We start from the raw sequence: 24,458 nt of genomic DNA on the forward strand, positions 1-24,458 counted from the left end.
GACACGTTGATACTTAGACACGTTGATGGTCAGGTCGCCACTTTTTCACATTCTTTTTAATTTCTTCAGGCGACAGATGACTAGCTATGATTCGATCGACCAGATCAACTACCTCTGCATCTGATGCGAAACGCAACGCAATGAGTTGCTCCTTCGAGAGACCTTCATCCAAACGTTTACCCGTCAACATAAAATAACGCAGCTGCTCTTCGGTTCGAATAAGCCGGTCTTGTAAGGTTAATGCATACATACGCGCAAGCATTCCAGGGACGATTGCAAGCACAACCACACCAACTAGTAACAATAGATTTAAAGAAAAACCGTTGCTCATAAATTCATAAATACTATACACTACTGTAGTCAATAGCAAGATGATGCTTAATGGCAGCCAAATAAAGTGCTGTAACGGCTGATAACGAGTATGATTTGCATAGGATTGTTCTTTCAGTTTCCTCACCTCCTGTACGATTGCCGACTAGGATATTTCATAATGCTCCATGATCTGTTCTAGCTTATTCTTTAATTGATCAAAACGAACAAACCGATCTTCTCGTATATATTCCTTTCGATCTATGATCAAAAGCATAATAGGAACTGTAAAAATTAAAAATTTTTCTGCCACCTCTTCTACCTTATTGGCATCAATGTGCCCTAGGTGGATAAGTGGATAATGATCAAGTAGCTCTCTTAGCTTAGGCAATATAGCGTGACACACACTACACTCTGGCCTGGATACGTACAAGAAACTCAACTTGTGATTTTCAAGAAACTCTTCTACCATCTCAAGTGAAGTTAACTCATTCAGCTTTTTCATCATTAGAACCAGTCTAACCCGTGATCTTCCACGTATTGACTAACGACATCCTTGTCGGAAACTAATGATACTTTGCCTTCAAACTCTATTTCAACCTCTGCTTTTTTTAATAAATTTCCGATTGCGCACCCTTTGTCTGCGGCTACAATTGCTTCATGTGCTAATTCAATCTGATCTTCTGTTGCATCAATAGACAAAATAACATGAGGATAATGGATAATTTTAAAGCCTTCTTGTTTTGAATTGGTTGCTTCCGAATTCATGATCAACCCGGCAACAGGCAATTTTTTTGTTTGAAGTATATATACAAGAGTCGTTATATAACAGGTTGCAGCGGAAGAAACAAGTAACTCTTTCGGATTTGCGCCTTCCCCGCTGCCACCCAAAGATTCAGGTATAGCAATTTTTGTTTTAAGATAGTTAGCTTTTATTCTTCCGTCACCTTTTGCGTTTTGATACCAAACGGTATTCAAATTGGTCTTAATATCCATTTGATCACTCCTTAAGATTTTTAGTTGTATTTAATCTAATATCGCTGTCATATGCTCTTTTGTAATCGCCCAATGGGATGTAGACCAGTGTTTCTCTTTATTTTTCACATATATGATTTGAGGAGATTCGTGCTTAACTCCCAGATCTTCGGCGATCTGATTCGAAACAGGGCGAGCTTCAATGACTTTTATCAGGGAATAATCGATATCTTTGTTCGGATTATCAGCTAAGTACTGCTCGTATTCGTTCAACGCGTTAGCACTAACCGGACATGTAGTGCTATGTTTGAATATTACTTTTCCGCGTCCAGCCGATTGCCCCAACACATCTTTCCATTCGTCTAACGTCGTAATTTCTTTCCATTGCATAAATAAATTCACTCCTTTTTCATTTCGTTAGCCTGAACTTCAATTCTATTACAGAGATTTGCTCATTCAAGTACTGCATGGTGTTCGATAAACTTCTCACTGTCGATCGCTGCCATACAACCGCTTCCCGCAGCCGTTATGGCTTGACGGTATTTGTTATCCTGTACGTCCCCGCAAGCAAATACACCGGGAACGTTCGTTTCAGAACTTCCACTCTTTACAATTAGGTAACCGAGTTCATCAGTCTCCAGTTGTCCGTCTAAGAAGCCAGTGTTCGGGTTATGACCAATCGCTACGAAAATACCGTCAGTTGCGATGACTTCTTCCGCTCCGTTCGCATTATCTTTTACCTTTAGACCAATCACTTTATCGTTATCGGTAATGACCTCGAGAGGTGTTTTGTCCAAACTCCAAGTAATTTTACCGTTGTTGCGGGCGCGATCTTGCATAATTTTTGAAGCGCGCAATTCGCTACGTCGGTGTACCACGCGAACTTCTTCAGCGAAACGTGTAAGGAAATTCGCTTCCTCCATAGCCGAGTCTCCACCGCCGACAACGATAATTTTCTTACCGCGATAGAAAAAGCCATCACAAGTAGCACAGGTACTCACGCCACGGCCGATACTTTCCTTCTCGCCAGGAATACCAAGCAATTTAGCCGATGCCCCGGTGGAAATGACCAGCGTCTCCGCTATCAGTTCACCGATGCCTTCCACTTTTAACTTAAACGGTCTTAGTGATAAATCGAGTTCGTTTACCCAGCCATTACGAAACTCGGCGCCGAAGCGTTCTGCTTGTTTCCGCATGTTATCCACCAATTCAGGCCCCAGGATTCCATCTGGGAATCCTGGGAAATTCTCGACTTCCGTTGTCGTACTTAATTGCCCGCCCGGCTCTGGCCCTTCAATCACTAGTGGGCTCAAGTTAGCCCGTGCCAAATAGATTGCAGCTGTCAAGCCGGAAGGTCCTGTTCCGATAACGATTGATTTATAGGTCATTGTCATCTTCCTCCATTTTCCGCCATATCCAAAATATCCGCTGCATATCCCCTAGTTTTTAGGTTAATGATGCCCCGATTTTAGATTTCAATTCCTGCTTAGACTTCAAACCAACCATTTTCTCAACGATGTTTCCATCTTTAAAAATAATAAGCGTCGGAATTCCCGTGATCCCTAGTTGCATTGCTAATTCGCCTTCTTCATCGACATTAACTTTGGCGACAACTGCTCGCCCTTTTACTTCGTCCGCCAATTCTTCGACGATTGGCAATTGGACTTTACAAGGACCGCACCACGGCGCCCAAAAATCGACCAAGGTAACACCGGATTGAATTTGATTTTGAAACGTTTCTTTCGTAAGTACAGTAGCTGACATGAAAGATTCCTCCTTTTAGTTTAAAAACAAAGAAATGATTTAATGATTGGTTATCTAGTTAACTTGTTATTTATAATACGATGTAATGTCTAGATTGTCAACTTCAATTTTGCGTAAAATATTGAAACATTAAAGAGAATAGCCGTCACAGTGAACATTCCACTACTTGATTTTTTTTATCCGTTGGATTAAGCTAAATGTTACCTAGATAACTAGTAAAGCGAGAAAGTTGGAGAGTAATATGAAATATTCAAGTTTTCTATTTAAAATCGATTCTGGTTCTTCTCTGCCAATCAACGTACAGATTAAGGAGCAAATCAAATGGTTGATCGGCAAAGACTTACTTAAACCAGGAGATCCACTTCCTTCAACCAATGAGTTAGCGGATCAGCTTGCCATTAACAGAAACACGATTCAGTGGGTCTATTCCCAACTTAAAGAGGAAGGCCTTCTGATGATTCAAAGGGGGCGAGGGACGCAGGTTGCCGATGAAGATAAAATCGAAGAGTTCAGAAAACAAAACCAACATTTTTCTTTCGTGGAAAAAACAATTAAAGATGTTTACGAGTTAGGTTACAATGCAGAGAGCGTACTGTTGTCTGGATTTGCCTATATGCAGTTGTTTGGTCAACCGTTAGAGAAGAAGTTGAAATATCTCTTTATTGAGTGTAAGTCAATTTCATGCGTCTTTTATTTGGATGAAATCAAGCGAATGACATCAGCGGAAATTGAAGTAATCGATACTTCATCACCTGAAGACGTTCTTCATCAGGCTGTTCACAGGGCGGATGTCATTGTGACTGTCTCAGATCTAGCTGAAAAAGTGAAGAAATTTGTTGAACCGGTCAATAAAAAGGTCATCTCTGTTGGTTCTTCAAACGATGTAACGCTGTTATTCAACATGTTGAGGCCACAATAATATTTTGTGGGGACATCAATGCGCATCCCCGAGGGAATGCTGCGATTTATTGCTCGTTCGCCGCCAAATTCTTTGGCGGCCGAAATCGAGCAGCGAAATGGCTGTTTTATCTTGCTTTAACAGCAGATTTTACAACATTGTAAATATGGCTTGCATTGGACTACCCTTTCTATGTTGCATTAGAACGGATGGTTATAGACATGGTTATTACTTGTCTACAAGAGGGAATCGGGTAGACCAGAACAAAAATGTAATCAGGAACAATGAGGAAAGGGGGGGACGCACCCTTGCTGCTTCGTACATACAATCCGCCAATGCCGTTATCGTTGTTCGTCGATTATTTTTGGTATATGGAAGATTATAGTCCTTCACATTCCAAAGAACTGGCTTTACCAGACGGATCTGTGGATGTGATCATTGATCTTAGGGAGGACAAAATTCGATTATTCGATGGTCATCAACACGAGTTGGTTTTCGGCCATTCGATTCTCTGCGGTCCGCACTCGGAATATTTTGTAATCGACACAGCCTGTGAGTCGAGAGTGATTGGCATCCACTTCAAACCAGGTGGGATTCCCCCCTTCCTTAAAGAACCGATCGAAGAGCTTCACAATAAACATTTTCCACTAGATATATTATGGGGATCCAAAGTCGGCGAAATTCGTGATGAATTGCTGGCTTCATCTGCACCAGAAGAGATGTTCCATGTGCTTGAACGTCGCCTGCTGTCGCTTGTAGTGAGGGATTTGGAATGGCATCCGGCAGTACAATTCGTATTGAGCCATCTTCATGGTTACCGGATCGCGGAGCTTATTGACCAGATCGGAATCAGTCACCGAAGATTCAATCAACTATTTAAAGCAGAAGTCGGTATGACACCTAAGCGCTTAAACCGCCTTTATCGATTCCAAGAAGTTTTGCGTTTCGTTCATTCCGAGGAAAATATTTCGTGGATCGATATCGCTCAAGCTTGCGGTTATTATGATCAAGCGCATTTCATAAAGGATTTTAAGTCTTTCTCCGGTATCAATCCGAGTGAATATCGCCCAATTAGTGGAAGGCATCATAATCATGCTAAGCATATCACGTAAGGTCAAAAATATACAATATTTGATTGTGTGCCTGGTATATGATGAAGAAGAAAGTAAGGAATTTCTTTATAAATTTGAAGGAGGGGATATCGATGGCTGACAACTATAGGCCTCACGGCTACCAAACGGTAACACCGCATATTACGGTCGAAAATGCAGTTGCCATGATTGCATTCCTGGAAGATGTATTTTATGCTGAGGAACTGAACAGAGGAACAGGGGAAGATGGCAACATCACGCACGCGGAAGTTCGAGTGGGTGATACGATCATTGAAGTGTCGGAAGGAAATGACAGATTCCCGCCAAGAGGGAATACCCAACATATATTTGTTGAGGATACAGACGATTGCTATAGGCGGGCAATATCGGCTGGCTCGACTTCGTTATACGAACCGGCAGATATGCCTTATGGAGAACGTAGCGGGGGTGTAGAAGATCCATTCGGTAACCATTGGTATATCGCGACCTTCACAGGAGGCAAAGGGCATGGTTACTACTGATGATGTTCGAAACCTAGCACTTTCCTTGCCAGAAACAGAGCAAATGGAGCATTGGGGAAAGCCATCGTTTCGTGTACGGAATAAAATTTTTGCGGTTATCCAACCGGACGGTAAATCGCTGGTCATCAAAACAACACAAGATGATCGGTTAGCTTACACGATGATGGATCCTGATGTTTATCGCGTGCCCGATAGTTTTAATAACCTCGCCTTTATGGTCATTCGATTGGATCGAGTAGCTTTTGAGGAATGTCACAATTTGATTATCCAGGCATGGAGATTAGTAACTCCTAAAAAAGTGGTGAAGGCATACAACGAAGTATCTGGAAGGAGCCAAACCGATGGGGATAGATAAGTGGGTAGCGAATCAGTTAAGATGTCCAAGCGGTTTTTTGTTCGGAAAAATATTTCTCGCCTCGGGTATGTTGATCCATGAATTAAGCGTCATGCTAGTTATATTGAACGCAATCCGATTGGTCGGGTATACTAAAAGAAAGGCAAGGTGGAGACCGTTAAAAGCAATTCCGCAATAATGGCAGGGGGGTACAATCATGCAAGATCAATATCAAGCAAGTTGCGATCACCAAATTGTAGGCGCAGAGGAGATGCAGAAGCAGTGCATCTCCATCGTGCCGATTTTCAATCATCTTGATACAACCGAGATGGCAGAGATCGTGAAAGAAACACATTCTGTTACGCATGGGCGGGGTCACTCCATTTATCGCGCAGGTGAGACATCGGATGGATTATATATTGTGCATAAAGGCCGCGTGAAAATTTATAGGTTATCGGATACGGGGAAAGAACAGCTCGTGCGTATACTCGGACCAGGAGACTTCACAGGAGAGCTGTCCTTATTTAGCGAGTCGGTTCATGATGCCTATGCTGATGCCATGGAACGGGTAGAGCTATGTGTGATGGGGCGAGCGGATTTTCAGAAGTTTTTGTTAAAGTATCCTGCTATTTCGCTCAAGGTACTTACTGAATTTTCCTCAAGATTAGCGCAAACTGAAAATCAAGCGGCTAATATTGCGCTTGAATCAACAGAAACACGCATTGCGATGTACCTTGCGAACGAAGTGGATGCGATGAACAGCAACAAGATCACCTTGACAATGAGCCGTAAGGATCTTGCTTCATATCTTGGTACGTCACCGGAAACGGTCAGTCGCAGGCTTGCTGAATTCGAAGAGGCTGGCTGGATTCGGCAGACGGGTCAACGTGAGATTGAGGTTATGGATTTGGATGCACTATTGCTTATTTAACGATATAATGATCGGCTTTAAATTTCATATGGTGATACGCTAAAGGTGAAAGTCGTGCGGAAATATATTCTAACTTTCGATTCCATAACGAAGGTGTCGTATAGAATTTAGTATCATTTTATTTAGTTTTAGCATATGTTAATAAAAAGTTACCCCTATTGGGATACGGTCATTTTGATGCGCGGGAAAATCCGCGCATCTTCTTATGTTTGGGGTGAACATTTATTTAAGGGCTCTAATATTCATTAGATCGATTATGGGTGGAATGTTGTTTATCCCATGGGCCCTATATTGGCATTTACTTAGTCCTAAAGAGATTGCAATGGCAAACCAGATCGAAAGACTGGGACGCAAAGCCACGGGTCTGCTGTACGAGTGCAATGACCGCCGGGTTACTCTCTCCCTAACTTACTGTCAGGAAAAGACACGACCTTGATGAGTGTTCGTGTCTTTTTGTCATAATTACTAATGAATGAATACGAGGCGAAAACTGTTGGAGGATCGCTGTTGAGGTTGCGGAAATCATGGGCTGGAAAGAAAACGGGTTGTACCCTTTATAAGCTTTTGCGCGTTGGAACATTTTTTAAAGCTGATGGCTTCCACATATTTAACCAGTGCAAATCAATACGTAAATTAGTGAATATTAGAGCAAGGGTTATTTTATCTATCGAATCGTTGTTTCTCTTGACGGATAGAAATCAATCTTATAGAATGTATGTAAGTAGTCACTAACATACATTCTATAATGGAGGTTCTTTATGAAGTTACTCGGATCAGCAATTACTAAAAAGCCAGTAGTGATCACGCTTGTTTTTTTAATTATCCTTGTGGGATTGATTGCGGGAGCAGCAAACATGAAACTAGCTACAGGAAATGAAACGTTATTGAGTACCAAATCAAAAGTGTACAAGGACAACGCGATACTGGAGCAGCACTTTGGTGGAGAAAGCATCATCATCATGAATACGTCGGAAGCGGAAAATGGAAAAAGCGGAATTTTGACAGTGGAAAATTTTGCGCGCATGAATGAACTGGAGGACAGCTTAAAGCAATACGAGGAAATTTATACATTTGTAAGTCCTGCAAGCATAGTGCTGCAGATGACGGGTAAACAGTCGGAAATAGTTACTGAAAACTTGACGGAGATGAAAGACGGACTTAAGGAAATGGGAGATAGGCTACAGGTTATTGGAAATGAAATTCATCAGAAAACAAATGATACATCCGCGCCGGATATCGGATCACTGATCGACAATTTGCAGGACATGAATGCTGCATTTAACAAGATGATTCAGGGACAGGACAAATTGTCGGAAGGGGTGCGGCAATTAAATGGAGGTTATACAGAATTTGCAACAAATCTTGAGGAGATCTCAGGTCAAGTCGCAGCTATTGGCACTCAGCTTGAAAAAATCGAAAATGCGGAGCAATTTGACAATTCAGAAGCGCTTCAAGGCATGAAACAAAGCAAGATGATGGCCGAACTGCTTGCGCAAAATATGCACACCATGTCAGTCAAAATGAATCAGGTTTCAACAGAATCCCGCCCGCTGGTAAACGTGCCGAATCAAACCGCTGAAGGATTAACCAGGATTAAAAATGAGCTAAACGGTCAAATGCAGCAATTGAATGGCCAGGCGGTCAGTGGAGATATAATTGGCGAACTGGGCGAATTGGCGAAAGGTTTGACGATGATGGGACAGAAATTGGTGGAAGTCAGCGACGGGTTGGCTGAGTTGATATCCATCAGCGACATCATGCATGTAGGATTGCCAGGCAACCAGGACACACTGGATAATCTGCTATACGAGGATGGCGAGCTAAGATCGGTTTTTGACGAACTCATTATTGGTGATAGGCATTCTATCATCATGGTCAAATTGCAGGGCAACACAAGCGATCCAGTAAAAGAAGACATCGTACAAACAATCAAGAAACAACTGGAACGGGCACCTTTTGAGGGAGTAGAAACGATCGTAACAGGCAAGCCTGTGCTGGATTCTGCTGTTCACCTAAGCATGGAAGAAAGCATGAAAAAAATGATTGTAATTGCCATTATGATTATGTTTGTGGTACTTTTGGTCGTATTCCCTGTACGCTGGAGGACGCTGGCGATTCCAATTATTCTTTTATCTGTTGCTGCTACCCTAGGATTGATGGGTCACTTGAGCGTGCCGATGACCATGGTTTCGATGGCTGTGTTTCCAATTTTGATCGGACTCGGGGTAGATTACGCGATCCAATTTCAGAATCGTTATGAGGAAGAACTTGCTAAGGAGGAAATCGTAAATGCTTAAAAAAAGATCAGAATCAGCGGCCAAAGAAACGATCAAACACATGTTTCCTGCGGTAGGAATATCAATTCTTGCCGGAGCACTAGGATTTTCGGCGCTGTACATTTCTCCTGTACCCATGGTGCAGGATTTTGGTAAAATGCTCAAAATTGGTGTGATCATCAGCTTTGTTGCTTGTGTTTTTTTCCTCATTCCGATGTTGTTTACCCGAGATTACTTTTTTACTAAGGAAACAAAGAAGAAGCGGAAGACAAGTCACGGTGTGTTTGAAAAAGCTCTCGGATCGATTACGGGAGCTACGCTGAAAACTGGTCCTTTTTTATTAATGATCGCACTGCTACTCACGGTCGCCGGAGTAGTGGGCGATTTGAAAGCAGGTGTTGAAACGGACATCGAGAAATTTATGCCCAAGGATACGTTAGAGCTTCAGGAAATTCATGAATTACGAGAAGTGCTTGGCACGACCGATCAGGTAGTCATTATGTACGAGGGAGACAATTTGTTGGAAGAAGCGTCGATCCGGTGGATTGACAGAATGACTTCGACGGTTATGAACGAATTCCCGAATGTCATTGTCAATACGAAATCGATCACATCTGTATTAAGAACAATGAATGATGGAGAACTGCCGAAACCATCTGAGATTCAGTCGCAAATTGCCGATTTGCCGGCGAGTCAATTGAAAATGGTCATGACCGAGCAGCACGATAAGGGCGTTATTCTGATTGGTGTCAAACATCTGGCGGCGGCAGATATGAAACAGTTTATCGGGGATCTGTCTGCCCATATCGAATCTGAGAATGGACTTAATCTAAATGTTACTTTGACAGGGAAATCCGTATTGGACGTGGAGATGATTTCCGCTTTAACAACAGGGCGTTACGAGATGACGTTACTCGGGATCGGCCTCGTATTTTTGGTGTTGCTCATCGTATACCGTCATCCGGTTAAAGCATTTGTAGCGATTTTGCCAATAAGTCTGATCGTAGGTTGGTCAGGGGGACTCATGTATTTATTCGATTTTGATTATACGCCGCTAACCGCTACTTTAGGTGCACTTGTTATAGGGATAGGAACAGAATTTACAATATTGATCATGGAACGATTTTACGAGGAACGGAGAAAAGGAAAGGATCGTCAGGAAGCTGTGATGATCGCCGTCCAAAAAATAGGCAAGGCGATTATTGCATCCGGGCTTACGGTTATTGGTGGTTTTAGTGCACTCATCATATCAGACTTCGTGATTTTAAGTAATTTCGGCATGATGACGGTGATCAATATGACATTGTGTCTGATCAGTACCATCATTGTATTACCGCCTACACTTGTCATGCTTGATCGCCTAGTTAAAACAAAACAGAACGATCATGCTATAATAAACGGAAAGGTTATACATTAGAAGGAGAGCATCTTCATGAGGGATAAAACGGACAAAATTTTGACAGCCGCATTGCGGGTGTTTGCGGAAAAAGGTTATAACGAGTCGACAACCCAGGAAATCGCAAATGAGGCACAGGTTGCGGAAATAACGATTTTTCGGAAGTTCAAAACGAAGCAAAATCTGTTTGTTACCACGATCCAGTCGATTGTGATGGATAAATTCAACAAATCGTTAATGGATTACGCAAAGCAGGACGACACAAAGCAATTTTTAATTAATATTTTACATGATCGCCTGCTGATGATCTCGAAAAATCAAACGATTATCCGGACGTTGTTGTCGGAAAGCCTGATGGGGAATTTGGAAGAAACGATTGATTTACCAAAGATAATGATTCAAGCGTTAAAGAAAACGATGGAGGTTCATTTTTCGAGAAAATCAATCCTAGTCGACTCAGAACGATTAGTTCGATTTCTTTCAGGCCTGCTTGTCAGTTACATCATGTGGGGGCCTCCTGTGCCATATCACAAATTGCCGGAAGAAGAAAAACTACATTTGATTGAAGGGTATGTTGATCTTCTCAGCTCGTGCTGGGAATCTTGAAAATACATTTGTAATCTGTTTTGGCAAGTAGAGGTTGCAACGGAACGATAATACTCGGTGAGACAAGGTAGTACTGAAGTAATGGCATCCCGGGATTATCCTGGCGAGGTGGAATAGATTGTAACAGATGCGTAGCCAAGTTATGCAACAACACAGAAATGTGTGAATGCTACGCTATAAGCAGGAAAACGGCAAACCAGTTCGAAAGACTGGGACGCAAAGCCACGGGTCTTCTGCATACGTGCAATGATCGCCGGGTTACCCTCTCGAACTTACTGTCAGGAAAAGACACGACCTTGATGAGGGTGCGTGTCTTTTTGTCGTTGTTTCTTAATGGATATGAGGTGAAGGCTATTGGAGATCGTGCAAGGTATGCCGTAGAAGTTGCGGAAATTATGGTTTGGAAAGAAGGTAGGATACAAGTTCTACTGGTGGATAGCGATCCCGTCTGGCAGCAACGAATGACGACGATGATCGATGCTGAGCCGGATATGTGTATAGCCCATGTTGCAACAAACAAAGAGTCGGCCGTCCGGGCTTGTCTGCAATTGGATATAGACGTAATGATACTTGACCTAGCATTACTTCCATCACAACAGGATGGACTGAATACCATTACCGAAGTAGTGAAGATCAAACAGTTACCCATTATTATCCTAACTTCGCTTAATGAACCTGAGATCATCGTGGACGCAATGTTGGCCGGGGCGATCAATTATATGACCAAAAATAACTATAGGGACATCATAAGTGCCATCAGGGAAGCGTATCAGAGGCAATCCTCTCTTCATTCCGATGTTGCTGCCATCATTCGTCATGAAATGGAGCATGTTAAGCGTAAGGAATTACAGCGGATGCTAACGCCTACTGAAAAAGAAATTCTACAATTGGTTGGTTGGGGCTATACACAGCCGGTAATCAGGGAGTTGCTCGGGATCACATCTAACACAATGAAGACACACGTTCGCAACATCATTCGTAAATTCGGTACCAATTCCATTCGTGAAGCAGCGCAAAAAGCAAAATATAGAGGTTTATACGATCAGCAGGATGACACTAACTCTTAGTGAAGCATTTAAAATTCGAGTTACTTCGGGATACTTCGACAACGGTAACTTTTCAAGGGTGATGAAAAAATCATCCTCCTTTTTTTGTCGTATTGTAGGTAGAATGGTGGATATAGACGGATGGAGATAGGAGAATTTTATCTGGTGTATGGGAGGTGGGAACCACAGAAGAGGTTGAGTTGTAGAAAGTGTATCTTAGAAGCATCACCGATTATACTTTACTAGGAGAAAGGACGATGACGATGGAAATGGAGTGTGAACGATGTATTTTTGTGACGATTGACAAGCAGGCTGGCAGAAAAATGCGTAGCAGACAGCATGTAAAGCAAGAAGGGGATAATGAAGACATTGACCCAATCCCCATTCCATATGAGAGAGTAGAATTATGGCTGAAGTCCTACAAAGATTGGAAGGCAAGATTGAAGTATGTGCAGTCAGAACAATCCTATATCCCTGAGTTGACACGCACGTTGCAGGTGGTTGCGGCTCATAACAACGGCAGAAAACAGGAAACGGTATTACGTATGGTTATACAACGAATCGAGATAACCGAACATGAAATCCCGTTGCTGCTATCCAGAATCGGTCTAATCGACTATGCTTTCTCGGCTCTCACCCCAGAGGAAAGCATGTTCATTCAAATGCGATATATGGATCAAATGGCACTTTCAGTTGCCATGAGCCGCCTTGCCCTTTCACGCAGGGCATACTTCTATCTTCGAAAGCGAGCATTGCACAAAATCTATATGAAGGTTAAAGATCGGGAGGTTTTGCTGGATTTGGATTCATTTCACTAGGATTGGTCAGCTTTAGGAGATGCACATACGCATCTTCTTTTTTTGTCTTTGCTTTATGATAATCTATTTTTATTTCACCTGTCTAATTCCATTAAATACGATTAATACCTTAACAACGAGTTTGGTGTAGTTAGAATGATTATATCACACACTATGGATTCTGTTAATAGTGAATTCAAAGAGTGTTCATTTGATTTCCACCTCCTTATATGCTGAAAGAATAAGGTGGTGGAGTTATTGAATTCAATTCGGAAATTGTTAGGTCAGCGGATTCGCACACTGCGGGAACAATTTGGATGGACTCAGGAGCAACTGGCAGAGCGCGCAGACCTTCATCCTAATTATATTGGACAAGTTGAACGTGGTCTGAAAAATGTTTCATTAGATAACATTCATAAACTGGCTATTGGATTGCGTATGGATATGTCGCAGTTATTCGCTTTCGAGGATGCTGCGAAGCCAGCGCTATCGTCCCGGATCAGCCAGATGCTTCAACAGTGTTCCGCAGAAGATTTGGATTTTCTTATGCAGCATATCGAGCATTTATTGAAATGGAGACAAAAATAAGTAACTCTTTCGTAGAGAACGCCGGAATAGAAAGTAAATATGCACCGATCATGCACTGAACGTCGCACTACATTTGCATTGAATATGCATGAAGTTAGCACGCAATATGCACATGTTTTGTGCTACGCTAGTAGTGTGAACAGGCTGTTCAGCCTGAAGCATCATGAAGGGTAGGTCACCCATCGTCAAGCGCCGTTTTTTTTCCCTGATAAACCAGTGGAAAGAACTACGGCGCTTTTTTGTTTTGTCGTTGATACACAAATCGTTGGCTATATTCCAGAAGCAAAGGAGTTGGACTAAACATAGGGCAGCGCCTACCATCAACAGACACTCATAAATTCTCGCAAGGTGTTGCCAAGTGAGAAATGAGGTTGATGTTGATGCGTCCCTATAACACGTAACAGCAAAAGGCGAACGATTCATCGGTATAAACGGAATCAAGTCTTACTAATGGACCTGGTCGTAATTGAGCGAAGGCACGCTCTGCGGCGAGGTCTTTTTTGTTGTCTTTTTTGCTTATTAGGAAGCGTTGGTTGTCGTTCTCCCCCCTCTGTTTTGGTTGATCAAACAAACCAAAATGGAGGGACGAATATGAAAAAAATCAATTTGAAAGACATATATCCTTTTTGGAAAACGGATGTATGGGTGGAAGTAGAGGACGAAGTGGCTGAGGAAATGCATCGTTTTGACTTAATTGAAAGCGCATATAGATTACGTACGTATCGTCATCGGGCGTACTACTCTCTTGATCGGAACGATGGTATTGAGCAAGATGTCCTTTTTCGTTCGATTTCGCCAGAGGAATACTATGAACGTAAACTCTCTCAGCAACAGATTTATGAAGCATTGTGCCAGTTGTCAGAAAAATCCGCTCGACGTATTTATGCGCATTATTTTCTTGGGATGAGCAAAGTTGCAATTGCTCGCGCCGAGCATGTCGATGAACGAGCCATACGCAAATCAATTACCAGAGGATTGAAACAAATGGAACAGTTTCTCAAAAATTTGTAATAGACTTTTAACTGAAGGTCCGATTTTCTCGCAAAAATGAACAGATAGTAGAAGACTTTGAGAGTAAGCGGTTGGCTAAACCCAGCCGCTCGTTCTCTACGAGGGGAGTTTGAACAATGCAAATGATTCGATTTCGTGATGATGAACACGAACAATTCTATCACCAGATGTTGAACGAGAGGAAATGTAATGACAGTTACCATCGCGCATTATTTTACACACTGGGTATTGCTCACGATACGAGAAATCATATTCGTGATCTGTTTGACTTTTCCAATGGAGGGATAAAACCTGAAGGATTGTCAGCGGCTTGGCAGACTGGCAGTTCTGCGCGCGTAAGCCGGCTTGCTTTTAACCTGTGGAACGGCTGGAGTGAGTCTGGTGGGGAACGTTACTCCATGCCTCATGAATTATTTGACTGTAACTATGCGCTCTATTTCTTTGAAGCGATTCGCCTTCGCTACCCAGAGTATTGTCGCGGTCGAGCACCAGTGTTTAGGCGGACGGAATCGATCCGTTAGTCGTTCTTGGGGGTGAAATCAGACAATGAAAGAAATTAAAACGAGGCCGAAGGGAAAAAGTATAAAACAGCTTGACCGTGCTGCGCATGTGCTGGAACGAGCCAAGCATGCAGCAATAACGAAACATGCCACAATGCGTGATAAAAGGGAAGGTGGTGATGATGAGTATACTGCTAGTTCAACGGCAACTTATGCCGAACAACGATCCATAGTAGCGGTGAGCACGATGGGTCGCGCTCAGATGGAAATGGGTGCTTATATCAGTAAACGATGGTTGCGGTGGCAGTTAAACAAGCGGACGAAACAAGATGGTAGGACGGTTGCACCTCGTGCAGTTGTTCACTCATTCCGATTGCATAAGCCCATTAACGGTCAATATCGGCTGCCAATGGCTCAGAAATCAGGCAAACAGCGCTGGATACAAGGCCGGGTTCATGCCCGGCTTCAGCCTAGTACTCATCCGCACTCCCCTTCAACGAACAAAATGCCGAATCGAGGGGTGAATTCGGGGATTCATCGTCAAGCATCAGTTGGGAAGAGGGCGATACACACCACTATTCCTTTCGCTGCTAGAAATATACGCGGTAAATCCCATCAAGCGATTCCACCAGCAAGCCTAAAATCTCAACTATTCAAAGGTAGGAAGTCAACTGTGGTGTCTGCAACATCCAGACAGAACAAACCTACGATCAAGCAAAAAGGACAAATGCTCAAGAGTGTGTCCCGCGTGATGCGGACAGGGCTACAACCCAAACAGATGAATGAGCGGTCGGATGCGCAAACCGAAGGGAAACGGTTGGCGGTGAAAACTGCGCAACAAGCAGCGCAAATGGCGATAGCGGCACGCAGGTCAGTACAGATGACGCGAGCGACTATGAGATTACAAATACGTATCATTCAGATGGTCGCGAAGGCTACCGCATTGCTCGTGAAAGGATTGGCTGTGCTGCTAGGAAGCAGTAGTGTGGTCATTATTTTGTTGTGCATGGTCATGGCAATAGTAGCCATCACTTCTTCTCCCTTTGGAATTTTTGTGTCGGGTGAAAATAAGGGAGCTGACGTACAGCCACTATCTCATATCGTGCAAGCGTTAGATGAGGAATTGGCGATGAGACTGGAGGATATCCGACAGTCGGTTGGTGTCATCGACCGGGTAGAGTTGAATTATCCCGGCAGTGCCGACAATACACGTATAGATAACTGGGCGGATGTGATCGCTATTTTCGCTGTGAAAACTGTCTTGGATGAAGAAAACGGAATGGATGTTGCGACACTCGATGCAACAAGAACCGAGATGATCCACTCCGTATTTTGGGAGATGAATCAAGTTGAATCTCAGGTGGAGACGATCGAGCATCAGGAAACGGTGACAGTTACACATGAAGACGGAAATACTAGTGAGGAGACAACAATCCGTTATGAGTATATTTTGCATATTACTATCACTAGCAGAACCGCAGAGCAGCAAGCGAATGAATATAATTTTACCGATGAGCAGATCGATTTGATGAAAGAAATGATGTCAGCTGAGTTTCGCCCGTTTATGTTCGCCCTACTGGGCAAAGATACCGACATCGGCTTGACGCCCGAGCAGCTTAAATGGGTGACGCGCGAGTTGCCCGTTGGCGAGCAAGGCAGCGAAGTGGTCAACTTAGCATTGACCCGTTTGGGTGACCCGTACAGTCAGCCGAAAGCTGGACAGGATGATTATACCGATTGCAGCTATCTCGTTCAGTGGGTGTATCGTCAATTAGGCATCCACTTGCCACGAACCGCAGCAGAGCAAGCCAGATATAGCGTAGAAAATGGGCTAGTCGTCAGCGCGGCGGATCTTGTTCCGGGTGACCTTGTACTCTGGAGCTATGAACGCAATGGAAGATTCATGGATATTACCCACGTCGGCATCTATGCGGGAGATGGCAAAGTCGTGGATGCCTCATCTACCCGTGGGCAAGTAGTCTACCGTAATTTGTTTGATGCGGATAAGCAGGTGTTGTTTGGGCGACCTCATCTAACAAGTAATGGTGAATGAGCGTAATGGGGTCCGAAATGATGCTAAAAATGAAATGATTAGTAGATGGGGAATTTTGTTTTGATCTGTATAGACAACCAGCAACAAACGGGAGGGATGATAGTGAATGGAAATGTTATAAGTTTGTTTCAAAGGAATGATACGGCCAGCAAACGGCGCAGTAATGAATTATATGATGTTGCCTCATTCTCAAACTCTGGCTACCGATTGACATGGGAGGAAGCTGTGAAACTGTTCCTTCAGGCTCGTCGCGCGGAATCATCAAGTGATCATACAATTAAGTTTGAACAAAGCAGCTTGAAATCTTATTTTCGCATATTGCAAGAGCAGGAAATTGAAGCAGATATTTATGAAATTACGCCGGACTTTTTACGAAATCAATTCATTATGTACATGGTGGAAGAGAAGGAGTATAAACTAAATACAATCAATAACCGGATTAAAGCGATAAAGCGATTTTTTCAGTTCTTGTTTGATGAAGGGTGGATTCCTTATAATCCTGCCGAACATTTGAAGCTTCGCAAGGGTCATCAACCCACGATACCCTCGTTCACGGAGGAACAGGTTGTCGCACTGTTCAAGCAGCCCGATCAACATACGTTTACCGGCTTTCGAGATTTCGTCATGTTATCTCTTATCTTCGATAGTGGTTTGCGCATCGGGGAATTGACCAAGTTGAAATTGAATCAAGTGGATGTTAAGGAAAGCGAGCTTCTTGGCGTGATCGGAAAGAGTAAGAAACCCAGAGATATTCCGTTCTGTGATGAGGTTCGGAAGCTTCTCCTTCGCTATTTAAAGGCAAGAGGGGACTTGCCATCACAGCATTTCTTTGTAACGCTGGATGGCCGTCCGCTGGGAGTGCGTTCATTTCAAGCTGCCTTCCGTAAATACGGTGAGAGTGCCGGAATAACAGATGTGCGGGTGAGCCCACACACACTCAGACATACGTTTGCCAAAATGTATATTTTGAATGAAGGTGATCCTTATAGTTTGCAGGATATACTTGGACATACATCGCAAGATATGGTCAAGCGATATGTCAATCTTTGGCGTCCTGAAATGAGGGCCAAACATATGAAGTCTTCACCGATGAGACATCTGTACAAAGGAAGATTGCTATAAACCCAAATAGAGAAGAGATCCGTATGGATGTCTTCTCTATTTATCTCTTACATGATTCGCTTCATATTTTCGACAGGACTAAATTTTTTGTGTTGCTCTTTGATATCGCTGCTAAACAACTCGACATAATAATCGACCATATCAAGCGTGGCATGTCCTAAAATACGCCGTAGCGTGAACGGGTCGCCACCGTTCATAATGTAAAACTTGGCCATCGTATGCCTGAACGTATGAGGAGATAATCTGACGCCAGTAATGTCTGCCGAACCCCCGTATTCTTGCATTTTTGATTGCAATGCTCTTGTGCTGATTTGCTCGTTGTTGATGTTAACAAACAAAGCGTCGGTTTCCAGATCGCCACGTATGTCTAAATAACGGCGAATGATCTTTGCACAATGTTGTTGAAATGGGACACGCCGTGCTCGATTACCCTTTCCCTTCGTGATACGAATTTCCTGCTCTTTGAAAAAGAGATCGCTTGTTTTTAAGTTGCATAGCTCGCTGATTCGCATTCCTGTCTCCAGTAGCACTACCATCATGGTAAAGTCACGAAATCCCGTAAATGTTTTTCGGATGGGTTGTTCCAGCAATAAAGCAACTTGCTCCTTGGTAAAGGTTTGTAGCATCAGTTTTTCGGCTTTGACGACATGCAGTGCTTCGGCAACATTTTCAGTGATCCATCCTTCTTCGAACAAATACCTCAAAAACTGTTTCACGGCTTTGATTCGACCGTTCACCGTATTGTCCGATCTGCCCAGATCAAAAAGATAGGCAATAAAATGGTTTTTGATCTCCCGTACCGATAAGGTGTAAATATCAAGTGGAATTTGTTGAGCTTGAAATGCATCCTTCATTTGACGAACGCTGTCCTCGTAAAAACGAAGTGTCAGTGGCGAAAGGTTTTTGGCCTTACAATCGAGAATAAAAGAACGTAGTAAATCATCATAACTAAGTTGCTGCTTTACGGTGCTTGAGTGTTCTACACTTGTTAAAGCATTTTTCCGACGTTTTGTATTCATTCGCCAGACACCTCGCTTTCATCGAAAGCAAAGGGAAAGTCGTTAGCCAGATGTTCGATAGGACTGAATTTTTCGTGCTGAATTTGCAAGTCGCGAGAAAACAACTCCACATACATTTCGGTCGTTTCGATTCGCTCATGACCCAGTATGCTTTTGAGCGTGAAAACGTCGCCGCCATTCATCAAGTATTTCTTAGCGAAAGTATGCCGAAATGTATGGCAGGAACATTGAACGCCCTGAATGTTGGCGGTACTGCAATAACGGGCAATCATGACTCGGATGCCGCCTTCTCGAAAGGGTACATTGTCCAAAGTGATCCAAAGGAAATTGTGATTCAGGGTGCCGCGCTCAAGTAAATAGCGGTTTAGCGTGTCAGCGAGTACATGTTGAATCGGTACAATGCGGAATTTCCTGCCTTTGCCTTGTTGTACGCGAAGCACACCTTCATCAAACAGCACATCTTGAATTTGAATATTAGCTAATTCTTTCAACCGGATACCAGTATCGAGTAGTGTCAACATCATGACGTAATTACGCAGACCAGTGAAGGTTGCACGATCCGGTTGAATGAGCAGTTGATGTAACTGCTCATCGGTAAATGTGTGCGCAAAGGACGGCTGAACTTTGAATGGTTTAAGTGTAATGGCGATATTCGATTCCATCCAACCTTCTGAGAGCAATAACTTGAAAAGCTCTTTGTAAATGCACAGATTGCAATTCACAGTTCGAAGTGCAAGTCCTTCATTAAGCATACTCGGTATGATACGATGATGGAAAATATCAGGGCAAAGGTCATGCCATTGTACTTGTTGATCAACGAGATGCTGATAAAGTTTTTCCAATCCGTTACGATACCTTCGGATGGTTCCTTTGGTCAAGTTCCGGGACTTGCAGTCTTGAAGAAAAAACTGAACAGCGTTGTTCCATGTAATCGTAATGTTAGAGCCATTTTGATTCTGCATTTCGCATATCCTCCCTATGGAGTTATGCGAACTAAAGGAGATATACGAAGTAAGGGGGAGTGATTCGTATAACAAATGGATATACGGTTTCGTATAACTTGTACGAAAATCCGGGTTATTTGAAGGATATTCGTATTCCTCCAAAATTGCTAGAATCCCTTGATATATATGGGTTTATAGGCTTTTTGGGGGTTGGATTTTTCCACCACACGGTTCATATAACACCGTATTCACGCTGCGTCGCCTCCGGCTCCTTGGTCCGGACCGAAGCTGGAATAGAACGGCTAAAAGGAAGCCGTTCTAGTAGCAAGGAAGCCTAATCAGCCGGACAACCTTGCACAGCCTAACCGCGTCGCGGCCGTTCCCTCCGGTCACTTAAGGCAGTGAAGGTTCGTGAATACAAAAACGTTATACGTAATTGCTGCAAGGACTTCAAACCATTAGAAAGAAGTGAGCCAATATCAGTAATTTTATTGATTTAATTGCTGAACAACTTAAAAAAATATGTTTGGATCTTCGGCCAGGCTCAATTATTGATCGAGTAAAGTTTGACTATGTTTATACTTTACTTACTCAAAATAAGGATGTGCTTCTATCGAATTGTTTAATAAGGCATGATGTCTTGTGGCTTCTTTTTTACACGTCAAATTCAATACTTATCCAATGTAACTACTCTAACAACAAAGAAGAACTTGTAAATGAATGGATGAGATATAATCAAACATTACTCGCATTATTTGAATTAGAACTTGAACTAGAAATCACTGAGAACTGGATAGATCAGTACTTAGTTGTTCAAGACAATAAGCTAAACATTTACTACTTTATGAATTTTATAAGCTATCAATACAAGTTAATTTTCCAATCTGATTTAAATCCTGAACACTACAAGTACTTAGAAGTAGATAGTTTTTTTGATTCAGAAGACGTTTTCTTAAAGAAGTATTGGAAACTATCAAGGAAATTTCTGAATCAAATAGTGCAGTAATTTTACGGAAGTTTTCAAGAAGGCAGTAACTACGTATAACACAGTATTCACGCTGCGTCGCCTATCGGCTCCTTGGTCCGGCCGAAGTTGAAGAAGTGGATTCGATTGAGGTTGATTCAGTAGGCAGGGAAGTATAGTCAACCGGACAACCCTGTAAGGCTAAGTGGCGGAGCCACTCGGCAATCTGGTCGCTTCGCTTGACCAGTTTTGCTGCTTAAGCCTTACGGGTTCGTGAATACAAGAACGTTATCGGAAACTCATGCAAAGCTATTTAAAGATAGGAAGTGATCAATTGATCAAGCATTTCATTGATGTATCAGATCAAGAGCTGTATAAGTTCCTCACCTATTGCATGTTTCCGAATGAAGAAAGAATATTTCAACAATGTAAACTCTATAAGACCAGTGAAGATAGATCGCTTCATGGGATATATTCGAAAGACATATTAGTTGGAATCATTGGTTTAATTCATCACCCTGATGAAATTGAAATTAAACACATTGCTATCGAAACCGAATATAGACATAAAGGAATTGGACAAGAATTAGTAAAGGCAATATCAGAGCTATATCCTGATCTAGAATTAATTGCTGAAACGGATAAAGACGCAGTGGATTTTTATAAGAAAGTCGGCTTTACGATTATAAGTCTTGGAGAGAAATATCCTGGAACAGAGCGTTTTAAATGCGTATATAAGAACTTTGAAAGAGATTTTGAGGGTATTTCGGGGAAGGCATGAGCATCCGATAACACCATATTCACGCTGCGTCGCTATCGCTCCTTGGTCCGGCCGAAGCTGAAAGATGTGGTTTCGAAGAAGATGAATCAGTAGCAGAGAAGTAAATTCAGCCGGACAACCTTGCACTGCCTAACCGCGTCGCGGCCGTTCCCTCTGGTCACTTAAGGCAGTGAAGGTTCGTGAATACAAGAACGTTAGGTGAAATTGCCAAAAGCTAATAAAGATATAACCTAGTTGAATCTATAACAAGGAGTGATTCGAATTAGATATCTGCTTTTAATCTTATTTATAATTTCTTTGACTGCATGTGAAACGGAAAGTAATACCGAGAAATTAGAAGTTATAACATTGACTAAAGTTTATCCAGGCGACATCTCTGAAGTAGACAAGATAGAATTAATTGATGGTGGTACCGGTGAGCGAAAAATAGTAGAAGAGAAAGAAATAATAAATAGATGGATTCAGGAAATTAAGGATATTGAATTAATACCAGATAATAATCAAGAAGAAAGAGCTGGATATAGATTTGGTATAAGCCTTTATGAAGGAGATGAAATTAAACTAGGATTTATTCCAAACCAAATTAACAGAATCTATTATAAAAGCAATAATGAATTTGGAAATCATATAAAGACATTTTTTGAAGAGCAATTTGGAAGAGTATTCTAAGAAGAGGCAACATCACCTAACACCATATTCACGCATCGGGCTGACGCCCTCGGTCCCAGAAGAGGCTTCGAAGAAGTGGTTGCTGTGGACACACCTGGCATTCGCCAGGCGTCGTGAATATACGAAACGTTATAAGAAATCCCCGCTAGAACATAAAGGAGAAGATCTTAATGAAATCGGTTCATGACAATGTAGTAATCTCTTATGAAGTTAATTTAAGAGATCGATATATTGAAATTAATACTGAGACAGATAAGGATATTGAAGTGAAAATTAAATTTTATGATGTGATGGCTCATTTATTCGAGGACCATCTCTATGGAAGTATCTTGTTTGACATTGAAAGGTATGAGATAGATTCTTTTTTAAAAGGTAATAAAGAAATATTAGAAAAGCGTAAACCATATTGCTGGCCAACGTATTATGAAAGTTTAGATGAACTTAGAGAATTGTTAATTAAAGACGAATATAAATATTATGTAATTGGCTCTTCTTATGGCTTTAACGGTTGGGTTTTAGCCAAAAAAATAGAAATTAAAAAAATGAATCCTAGTGATTTGTAAGTTTTTCTAAGAAGACGGGGACATCTTATAACACCGTATTCACGCTGCGTCACTATCGTTCCTTGGTCCGGCCGGAGCAGAAAGAAGAAGTTTCAAAGAAGTGGATTCAGTAGCAGGGAAGCTAATTCAGCCGGACAACCCTGCACAGCCTAACCGCGTCGCGGCCACTCCCTTCGGTCGTTTAAGGCAGTGAGGGTTCGTGAATACAACAACGTTAAGTGAAATTCCCGCAAGATTAAAAACAGGAGGGGATTCAATTGTTCGGTTACATTCCTGAATTTAAAGAACATTATATTAAATTATTGCATTTCACTAGCTTTAAACTTCAAACTCTAAATGGTTCACTGGACTTTGTATATGATATGGACAACAATGAATTAAGCCACATAAGAAATAAATACGAATTAACTAGAGTTGCTGGAGATGGAAATGAATTATCCCGATTATTCAATATAATGAATTGGTTACATGAGAAAGTTAAACATGCTAATGTGGCTCTTCCTGAACAGTGTAATGCAATTCATATTTTAGAACTTGCCAAGAATAAACCAATTAAAATGAATTGTTATGTTCTTGCTACTGTATTAAACGAATTAATGCTTTCCTTAGGTTTCTACTCACGTAGGATACATTGTCGTTCTTATGATCCTTACGATCTTGACAGTCATGTTGTTACATCCGTTTTCTCTCGGTCTTTAAGTAAATGGATTTATTTAGATCCATCCTGGAACGTATATGTAACCGATGATAAGGGTACTTTACTTGGTTTAGAGGAATTCCGTGAACGACTTAGAAATGAACAACCGGTTTGGGTGAATGGAAATCCTGAGGAAACAGAGTGGACAAGCTTTTATATTGGGTACATGGCAAAAAATCTATTTTGGTTTAACTCTCCTCAGATTAGTACTTTCGATTACGATGAATCCGAAAGAATAAAAACTTATTCTTTCTTACTACCCGATCATTTTAAACCTTATGAACTCAATGATAGGAGCATCAATGAAGAAGAAACAAGTATCAGAATAACTAATAATCCAAGAGAATTTTGGAGGCAACCAATATAAATTAGTATTTCAAAGAAGGCGGGAACATCACTTAACACCGTATTCACGCAGCGTCGCTATCGCTACTTGGTCCGGCCGAAGCAGTAAGAAGCAGATTCGGAAGAAGCGGATTCCGTAGCGTGGAAGCAAATTCAGCCGGACAACCCTGCAAGGCTAAGTGGCGAAGCCACCCGGCAATCTGGTCGCTGCGCTTGACCTGTTTCGCTGCTTAAGCCTTTCGGGTTCGTGAATACAAG

The 24,458-nt window shown here is 42.1% G+C and carries 27 protein-coding genes and 2 riboswitches; of the genes, 19 read left to right on the top strand and 8 right to left on the bottom strand.

Features of this window, described 5'->3' with window-relative positions:
• Nucleotides 1–13: 13 nt before the first annotated feature.
• The 6 genes from M6D81_RS22680 to trxA form a co-directional block, all read right to left on the bottom strand.
• Nucleotides 14–457: a DUF6526 family protein gene (locus M6D81_RS22680; RefSeq protein ID WP_262679377.1), complete on the bottom strand. Its 444-nt coding sequence runs from the start codon at nt 455–457 to the stop codon at nt 14–16.
• Nucleotides 458–475: 18 nt separating this feature from the next.
• Nucleotides 476–814, bottom strand: a complete 339-nt coding sequence (locus tag M6D81_RS22685; RefSeq protein WP_262679407.1) for a thioredoxin family protein — start codon at nt 812–814, stop codon at nt 476–478.
• Nucleotides 815–816: 2 nt separating this feature from the next.
• A complete protein-coding gene (locus tag M6D81_RS22690; protein WP_262679379.1) occupies nt 817–1,305 on the bottom strand; it encodes an OsmC family protein in 489 nt (162 codons plus the stop codon).
• A 30-nt stretch (nt 1,306–1,335) separates the two neighbouring features.
• Nucleotides 1,336–1,674, bottom strand: coding sequence for a bacillithiol system redox-active protein YtxJ (gene ytxJ / locus M6D81_RS22695; protein WP_262679380.1), 339 nt, complete (start codon nt 1,672–1,674; stop codon nt 1,336–1,338).
• A 62-nt stretch (nt 1,675–1,736) separates the two neighbouring features.
• Nucleotides 1,737–2,672, bottom strand: a complete 936-nt coding sequence (gene trxB, locus M6D81_RS22700) for a thioredoxin-disulfide reductase (protein ID WP_410795779.1) — start codon at nt 2,670–2,672, stop codon at nt 1,737–1,739.
• Nucleotides 2,673–2,730: 58 nt separating this feature from the next.
• A complete protein-coding gene (gene trxA, locus M6D81_RS22705) occupies nt 2,731–3,048 on the bottom strand; it encodes a thioredoxin (protein WP_262679382.1) in 318 nt (105 codons plus the stop codon).
• Nucleotides 3,049–3,289: 241 nt separating this feature from the next.
• Between trxA and M6D81_RS22710 the strand changes: the two genes are divergently transcribed.
• From M6D81_RS22710 to M6D81_RS22780, 15 genes are all read left to right on the top strand, one after another.
• On the top strand, nt 3,290–3,967 hold the full coding sequence (locus tag M6D81_RS22710) for a GntR family transcriptional regulator (protein WP_262679383.1): 678 nt from the start codon (nt 3,290–3,292) through the stop codon (nt 3,965–3,967).
• A 287-nt stretch (nt 3,968–4,254) separates the two neighbouring features.
• A complete protein-coding gene (locus M6D81_RS22715) occupies nt 4,255–5,058 on the top strand; it encodes a helix-turn-helix transcriptional regulator (protein ID WP_262679384.1) in 804 nt (267 codons plus the stop codon).
• A 92-nt stretch (nt 5,059–5,150) separates the two neighbouring features.
• Complete coding sequence (locus M6D81_RS22720) at nt 5,151–5,558, top strand: VOC family protein (protein ID WP_262679385.1); 408 nt, start codon at nt 5,151–5,153, stop codon at nt 5,556–5,558.
• Nucleotides 5,545–5,913, top strand: a complete 369-nt coding sequence (locus tag M6D81_RS22725; RefSeq protein WP_262679386.1) for an MmcQ/YjbR family DNA-binding protein — start codon at nt 5,545–5,547, stop codon at nt 5,911–5,913. Before M6D81_RS22720 ends, M6D81_RS22725 begins: the two co-directional genes overlap by 14 nt.
• 196 nt (nt 5,914–6,109) lie before the next feature.
• A complete protein-coding gene (locus M6D81_RS22730) occupies nt 6,110–6,823 on the top strand; it encodes a Crp/Fnr family transcriptional regulator (RefSeq protein ID WP_262679387.1) in 714 nt (237 codons plus the stop codon).
• A 314-nt stretch (nt 6,824–7,137) separates the two neighbouring features.
• A riboswitch (cyclic di-GMP riboswitch) is annotated at nt 7,138–7,223 on the top strand.
• A gap of 358 nt (nt 7,224–7,581) precedes the next feature.
• On the top strand, nt 7,582–9,120 hold the full coding sequence (locus tag M6D81_RS22735) for an MMPL family transporter (RefSeq protein ID WP_262679388.1): 1,539 nt from the start codon (nt 7,582–7,584) through the stop codon (nt 9,118–9,120).
• The gene (locus M6D81_RS22740) at nt 9,113–10,516 is read left to right on the top strand and encodes an efflux RND transporter permease subunit (protein WP_262679389.1); all 1,404 of its coding nucleotides are present in this window, start codon (nt 9,113–9,115) and stop codon (nt 10,514–10,516) included. The genes M6D81_RS22735 and M6D81_RS22740 overlap by 8 nt, the downstream gene beginning before the upstream one ends.
• Before the next feature lie 15 nt (nt 10,517–10,531).
• The gene (locus tag M6D81_RS22745) at nt 10,532–11,101 is read left to right on the top strand and encodes a TetR/AcrR family transcriptional regulator (protein WP_262679390.1); all 570 of its coding nucleotides are present in this window, start codon (nt 10,532–10,534) and stop codon (nt 11,099–11,101) included.
• 180 nt (nt 11,102–11,281) lie between these two features.
• A riboswitch (cyclic di-GMP riboswitch) is annotated at nt 11,282–11,367 on the top strand.
• Nucleotides 11,368–11,400: 33 nt separating this feature from the next.
• Entirely contained in the window at nt 11,401–12,168 is a 768-nt protein-coding gene (locus tag M6D81_RS22750; protein ID WP_262679408.1) for a response regulator, read from the top strand.
• A 236-nt stretch (nt 12,169–12,404) separates the two neighbouring features.
• Nucleotides 12,405–12,965 (top strand): hypothetical protein, encoded by a 561-nt coding sequence (locus tag M6D81_RS22755; RefSeq protein ID WP_262679391.1) that lies wholly within the window; start codon nt 12,405–12,407, stop codon nt 12,963–12,965.
• 237 nt (nt 12,966–13,202) lie between these two features.
• Entirely contained in the window at nt 13,203–13,532 is a 330-nt protein-coding gene (locus tag M6D81_RS22760; protein WP_262679392.1) for a helix-turn-helix domain-containing protein, read from the top strand.
• 591 nt (nt 13,533–14,123) lie between these two features.
• Nucleotides 14,124–14,543, top strand: a complete 420-nt coding sequence (locus M6D81_RS22765; RefSeq protein ID WP_262679393.1) for an RNA polymerase sigma factor — start codon at nt 14,124–14,126, stop codon at nt 14,541–14,543.
• Nucleotides 14,544–14,659: 116 nt separating this feature from the next.
• Nucleotides 14,660–15,064 carry a DUF6075 family protein gene (locus M6D81_RS22770; protein WP_262679395.1) on the top strand — a complete coding sequence of 135 codons (405 nt, stop codon included), beginning with the start codon at nt 14,660–14,662 and terminating at the stop codon, nt 15,062–15,064.
• Between the two features lie 25 nt (nt 15,065–15,089).
• A complete protein-coding gene (locus M6D81_RS22775; protein ID WP_262679396.1) occupies nt 15,090–17,096 on the top strand; it encodes a C40 family peptidase in 2,007 nt (668 codons plus the stop codon).
• Between the two features lie 96 nt (nt 17,097–17,192).
• On the top strand, nt 17,193–18,218 hold the full coding sequence (locus M6D81_RS22780; RefSeq protein WP_262679409.1) for a tyrosine-type recombinase/integrase: 1,026 nt from the start codon (nt 17,193–17,195) through the stop codon (nt 18,216–18,218).
• A gap of 47 nt (nt 18,219–18,265) precedes the next feature.
• On the opposite strand, the gene M6D81_RS22785 is transcribed toward M6D81_RS22780, so the two are convergent.
• Together M6D81_RS22785 and M6D81_RS22790 are read right to left on the bottom strand one after the other, a co-directional pair.
• On the bottom strand, nt 18,266–19,237 hold the full coding sequence (locus tag M6D81_RS22785; protein ID WP_262679397.1) for a tyrosine-type recombinase/integrase: 972 nt from the start codon (nt 19,235–19,237) through the stop codon (nt 18,266–18,268).
• Entirely contained in the window at nt 19,234–20,199 is a 966-nt protein-coding gene (locus tag M6D81_RS22790) for a tyrosine-type recombinase/integrase (RefSeq protein ID WP_262679398.1), read from the bottom strand. Before M6D81_RS22790 ends, M6D81_RS22785 begins: the two co-directional genes overlap by 4 nt.
• A 1,280-nt stretch (nt 20,200–21,479) precedes the next feature.
• On the opposite strand from M6D81_RS22790, the gene M6D81_RS22795 reads away from it, so the two are divergent.
• The 4 genes from M6D81_RS22795 (at nt 21,480) to M6D81_RS22810 (ending at nt 24,222) form a co-directional block, all read left to right on the top strand.
• Nucleotides 21,480–21,926, top strand: coding sequence for a GNAT family N-acetyltransferase (locus M6D81_RS22795; protein WP_262679399.1), 447 nt, complete (start codon nt 21,480–21,482; stop codon nt 21,924–21,926).
• Between the two features lie 348 nt (nt 21,927–22,274).
• Nucleotides 22,275–22,595, top strand: coding sequence for a hypothetical protein (locus M6D81_RS22800; protein ID WP_262679400.1), 321 nt, complete (start codon nt 22,275–22,277; stop codon nt 22,593–22,595).
• A 170-nt stretch (nt 22,596–22,765) separates the two neighbouring features.
• On the top strand, nt 22,766–23,158 hold the full coding sequence (locus tag M6D81_RS22805; RefSeq protein ID WP_262679401.1) for a hypothetical protein: 393 nt from the start codon (nt 22,766–22,768) through the stop codon (nt 23,156–23,158).
• Between the two features lie 257 nt (nt 23,159–23,415).
• The gene (locus M6D81_RS22810) at nt 23,416–24,222 is read left to right on the top strand and encodes a transglutaminase-like domain-containing protein (protein WP_262679402.1); all 807 of its coding nucleotides are present in this window, start codon (nt 23,416–23,418) and stop codon (nt 24,220–24,222) included.
• The last annotated feature ends 236 nt before the right edge of the window (nt 24,223–24,458 follow it).

This window comes from Paenibacillus sp. J5C2022, from assembly GCF_025567625.1.
In the GTDB taxonomy this organism is placed as follows: Bacteria; Bacillota; Bacilli; order Paenibacillales; family Paenibacillaceae; genus Pristimantibacillus.

Bases quoted from the DNA above. Each gene is read 5' to 3' on its own strand.
- M6D81_RS22735 (WP_262679388.1), top strand. From the start codon at position 7,582: ATGAAGTTACTCGGATCAGCAATTACTAAAAAGCCAGTAGTGATCACG.
- M6D81_RS22770 (WP_262679395.1), top strand. From the start codon at position 14,660: ATGCAAATGATTCGATTTCGTGATGATGAACACGAACAATTCTATCAC.
- M6D81_RS22740 (WP_262679389.1), top strand. From the start codon at position 9,113: ATGCTTAAAAAAAGATCAGAATCAGCGGCCAAAGAAACGATCAAACAC.
- M6D81_RS22720 (WP_262679385.1), top strand. From the start codon at position 5,151: ATGGCTGACAACTATAGGCCTCACGGCTACCAAACGGTAACACCGCAT.
- ytxJ (WP_262679380.1), bottom strand. From the start codon at position 1,674: ATGCAATGGAAAGAAATTACGACGTTAGACGAATGGAAAGATGTGTTG.
- M6D81_RS22685 (WP_262679407.1), bottom strand. From the start codon at position 814: ATGAAAAAGCTGAATGAGTTAACTTCACTTGAGATGGTAGAAGAGTTT.
- M6D81_RS22775 (WP_262679396.1), top strand. From the start codon at position 15,090: ATGAAAGAAATTAAAACGAGGCCGAAGGGAAAAAGTATAAAACAGCTT.
- M6D81_RS22710 (WP_262679383.1), top strand. From the start codon at position 3,290: ATGAAATATTCAAGTTTTCTATTTAAAATCGATTCTGGTTCTTCTCTG.
- trxA (WP_262679382.1), bottom strand. From the start codon at position 3,048: ATGTCAGCTACTGTACTTACGAAAGAAACGTTTCAAAATCAAATTCAA.
- trxB (WP_410795779.1), bottom strand. From the start codon at position 2,672: ATGACCTATAAATCAATCGTTATCGGAACAGGACCTTCCGGCTTGACA.
- M6D81_RS22780 (WP_262679409.1), top strand. From the start codon at position 17,193: ATGATAGTGAATGGAAATGTTATAAGTTTGTTTCAAAGGAATGATACG.
- M6D81_RS22765 (WP_262679393.1), top strand. From the start codon at position 14,124: ATGAAAAAAATCAATTTGAAAGACATATATCCTTTTTGGAAAACGGAT.
- M6D81_RS22755 (WP_262679391.1), top strand. From the start codon at position 12,405: ATGACGATGGAAATGGAGTGTGAACGATGTATTTTTGTGACGATTGAC.
- M6D81_RS22745 (WP_262679390.1), top strand. From the start codon at position 10,532: ATGAGGGATAAAACGGACAAAATTTTGACAGCCGCATTGCGGGTGTTT.
- M6D81_RS22730 (WP_262679387.1), top strand. From the start codon at position 6,110: ATGCAAGATCAATATCAAGCAAGTTGCGATCACCAAATTGTAGGCGCA.
- M6D81_RS22725 (WP_262679386.1), top strand. From the start codon at position 5,545: ATGGTTACTACTGATGATGTTCGAAACCTAGCACTTTCCTTGCCAGAA.
- M6D81_RS22690 (WP_262679379.1), bottom strand. From the start codon at position 1,305: ATGGATATTAAGACCAATTTGAATACCGTTTGGTATCAAAACGCAAAA.
- M6D81_RS22805 (WP_262679401.1), top strand. From the start codon at position 22,766: ATGAAATCGGTTCATGACAATGTAGTAATCTCTTATGAAGTTAATTTA.
- M6D81_RS22750 (WP_262679408.1), top strand. From the start codon at position 11,401: ATGAGGGTGCGTGTCTTTTTGTCGTTGTTTCTTAATGGATATGAGGTG.
- M6D81_RS22790 (WP_262679398.1), bottom strand. From the start codon at position 20,199: ATGCAGAATCAAAATGGCTCTAACATTACGATTACATGGAACAACGCT.
- M6D81_RS22785 (WP_262679397.1), bottom strand. From the start codon at position 19,237: ATGAATACAAAACGTCGGAAAAATGCTTTAACAAGTGTAGAACACTCA.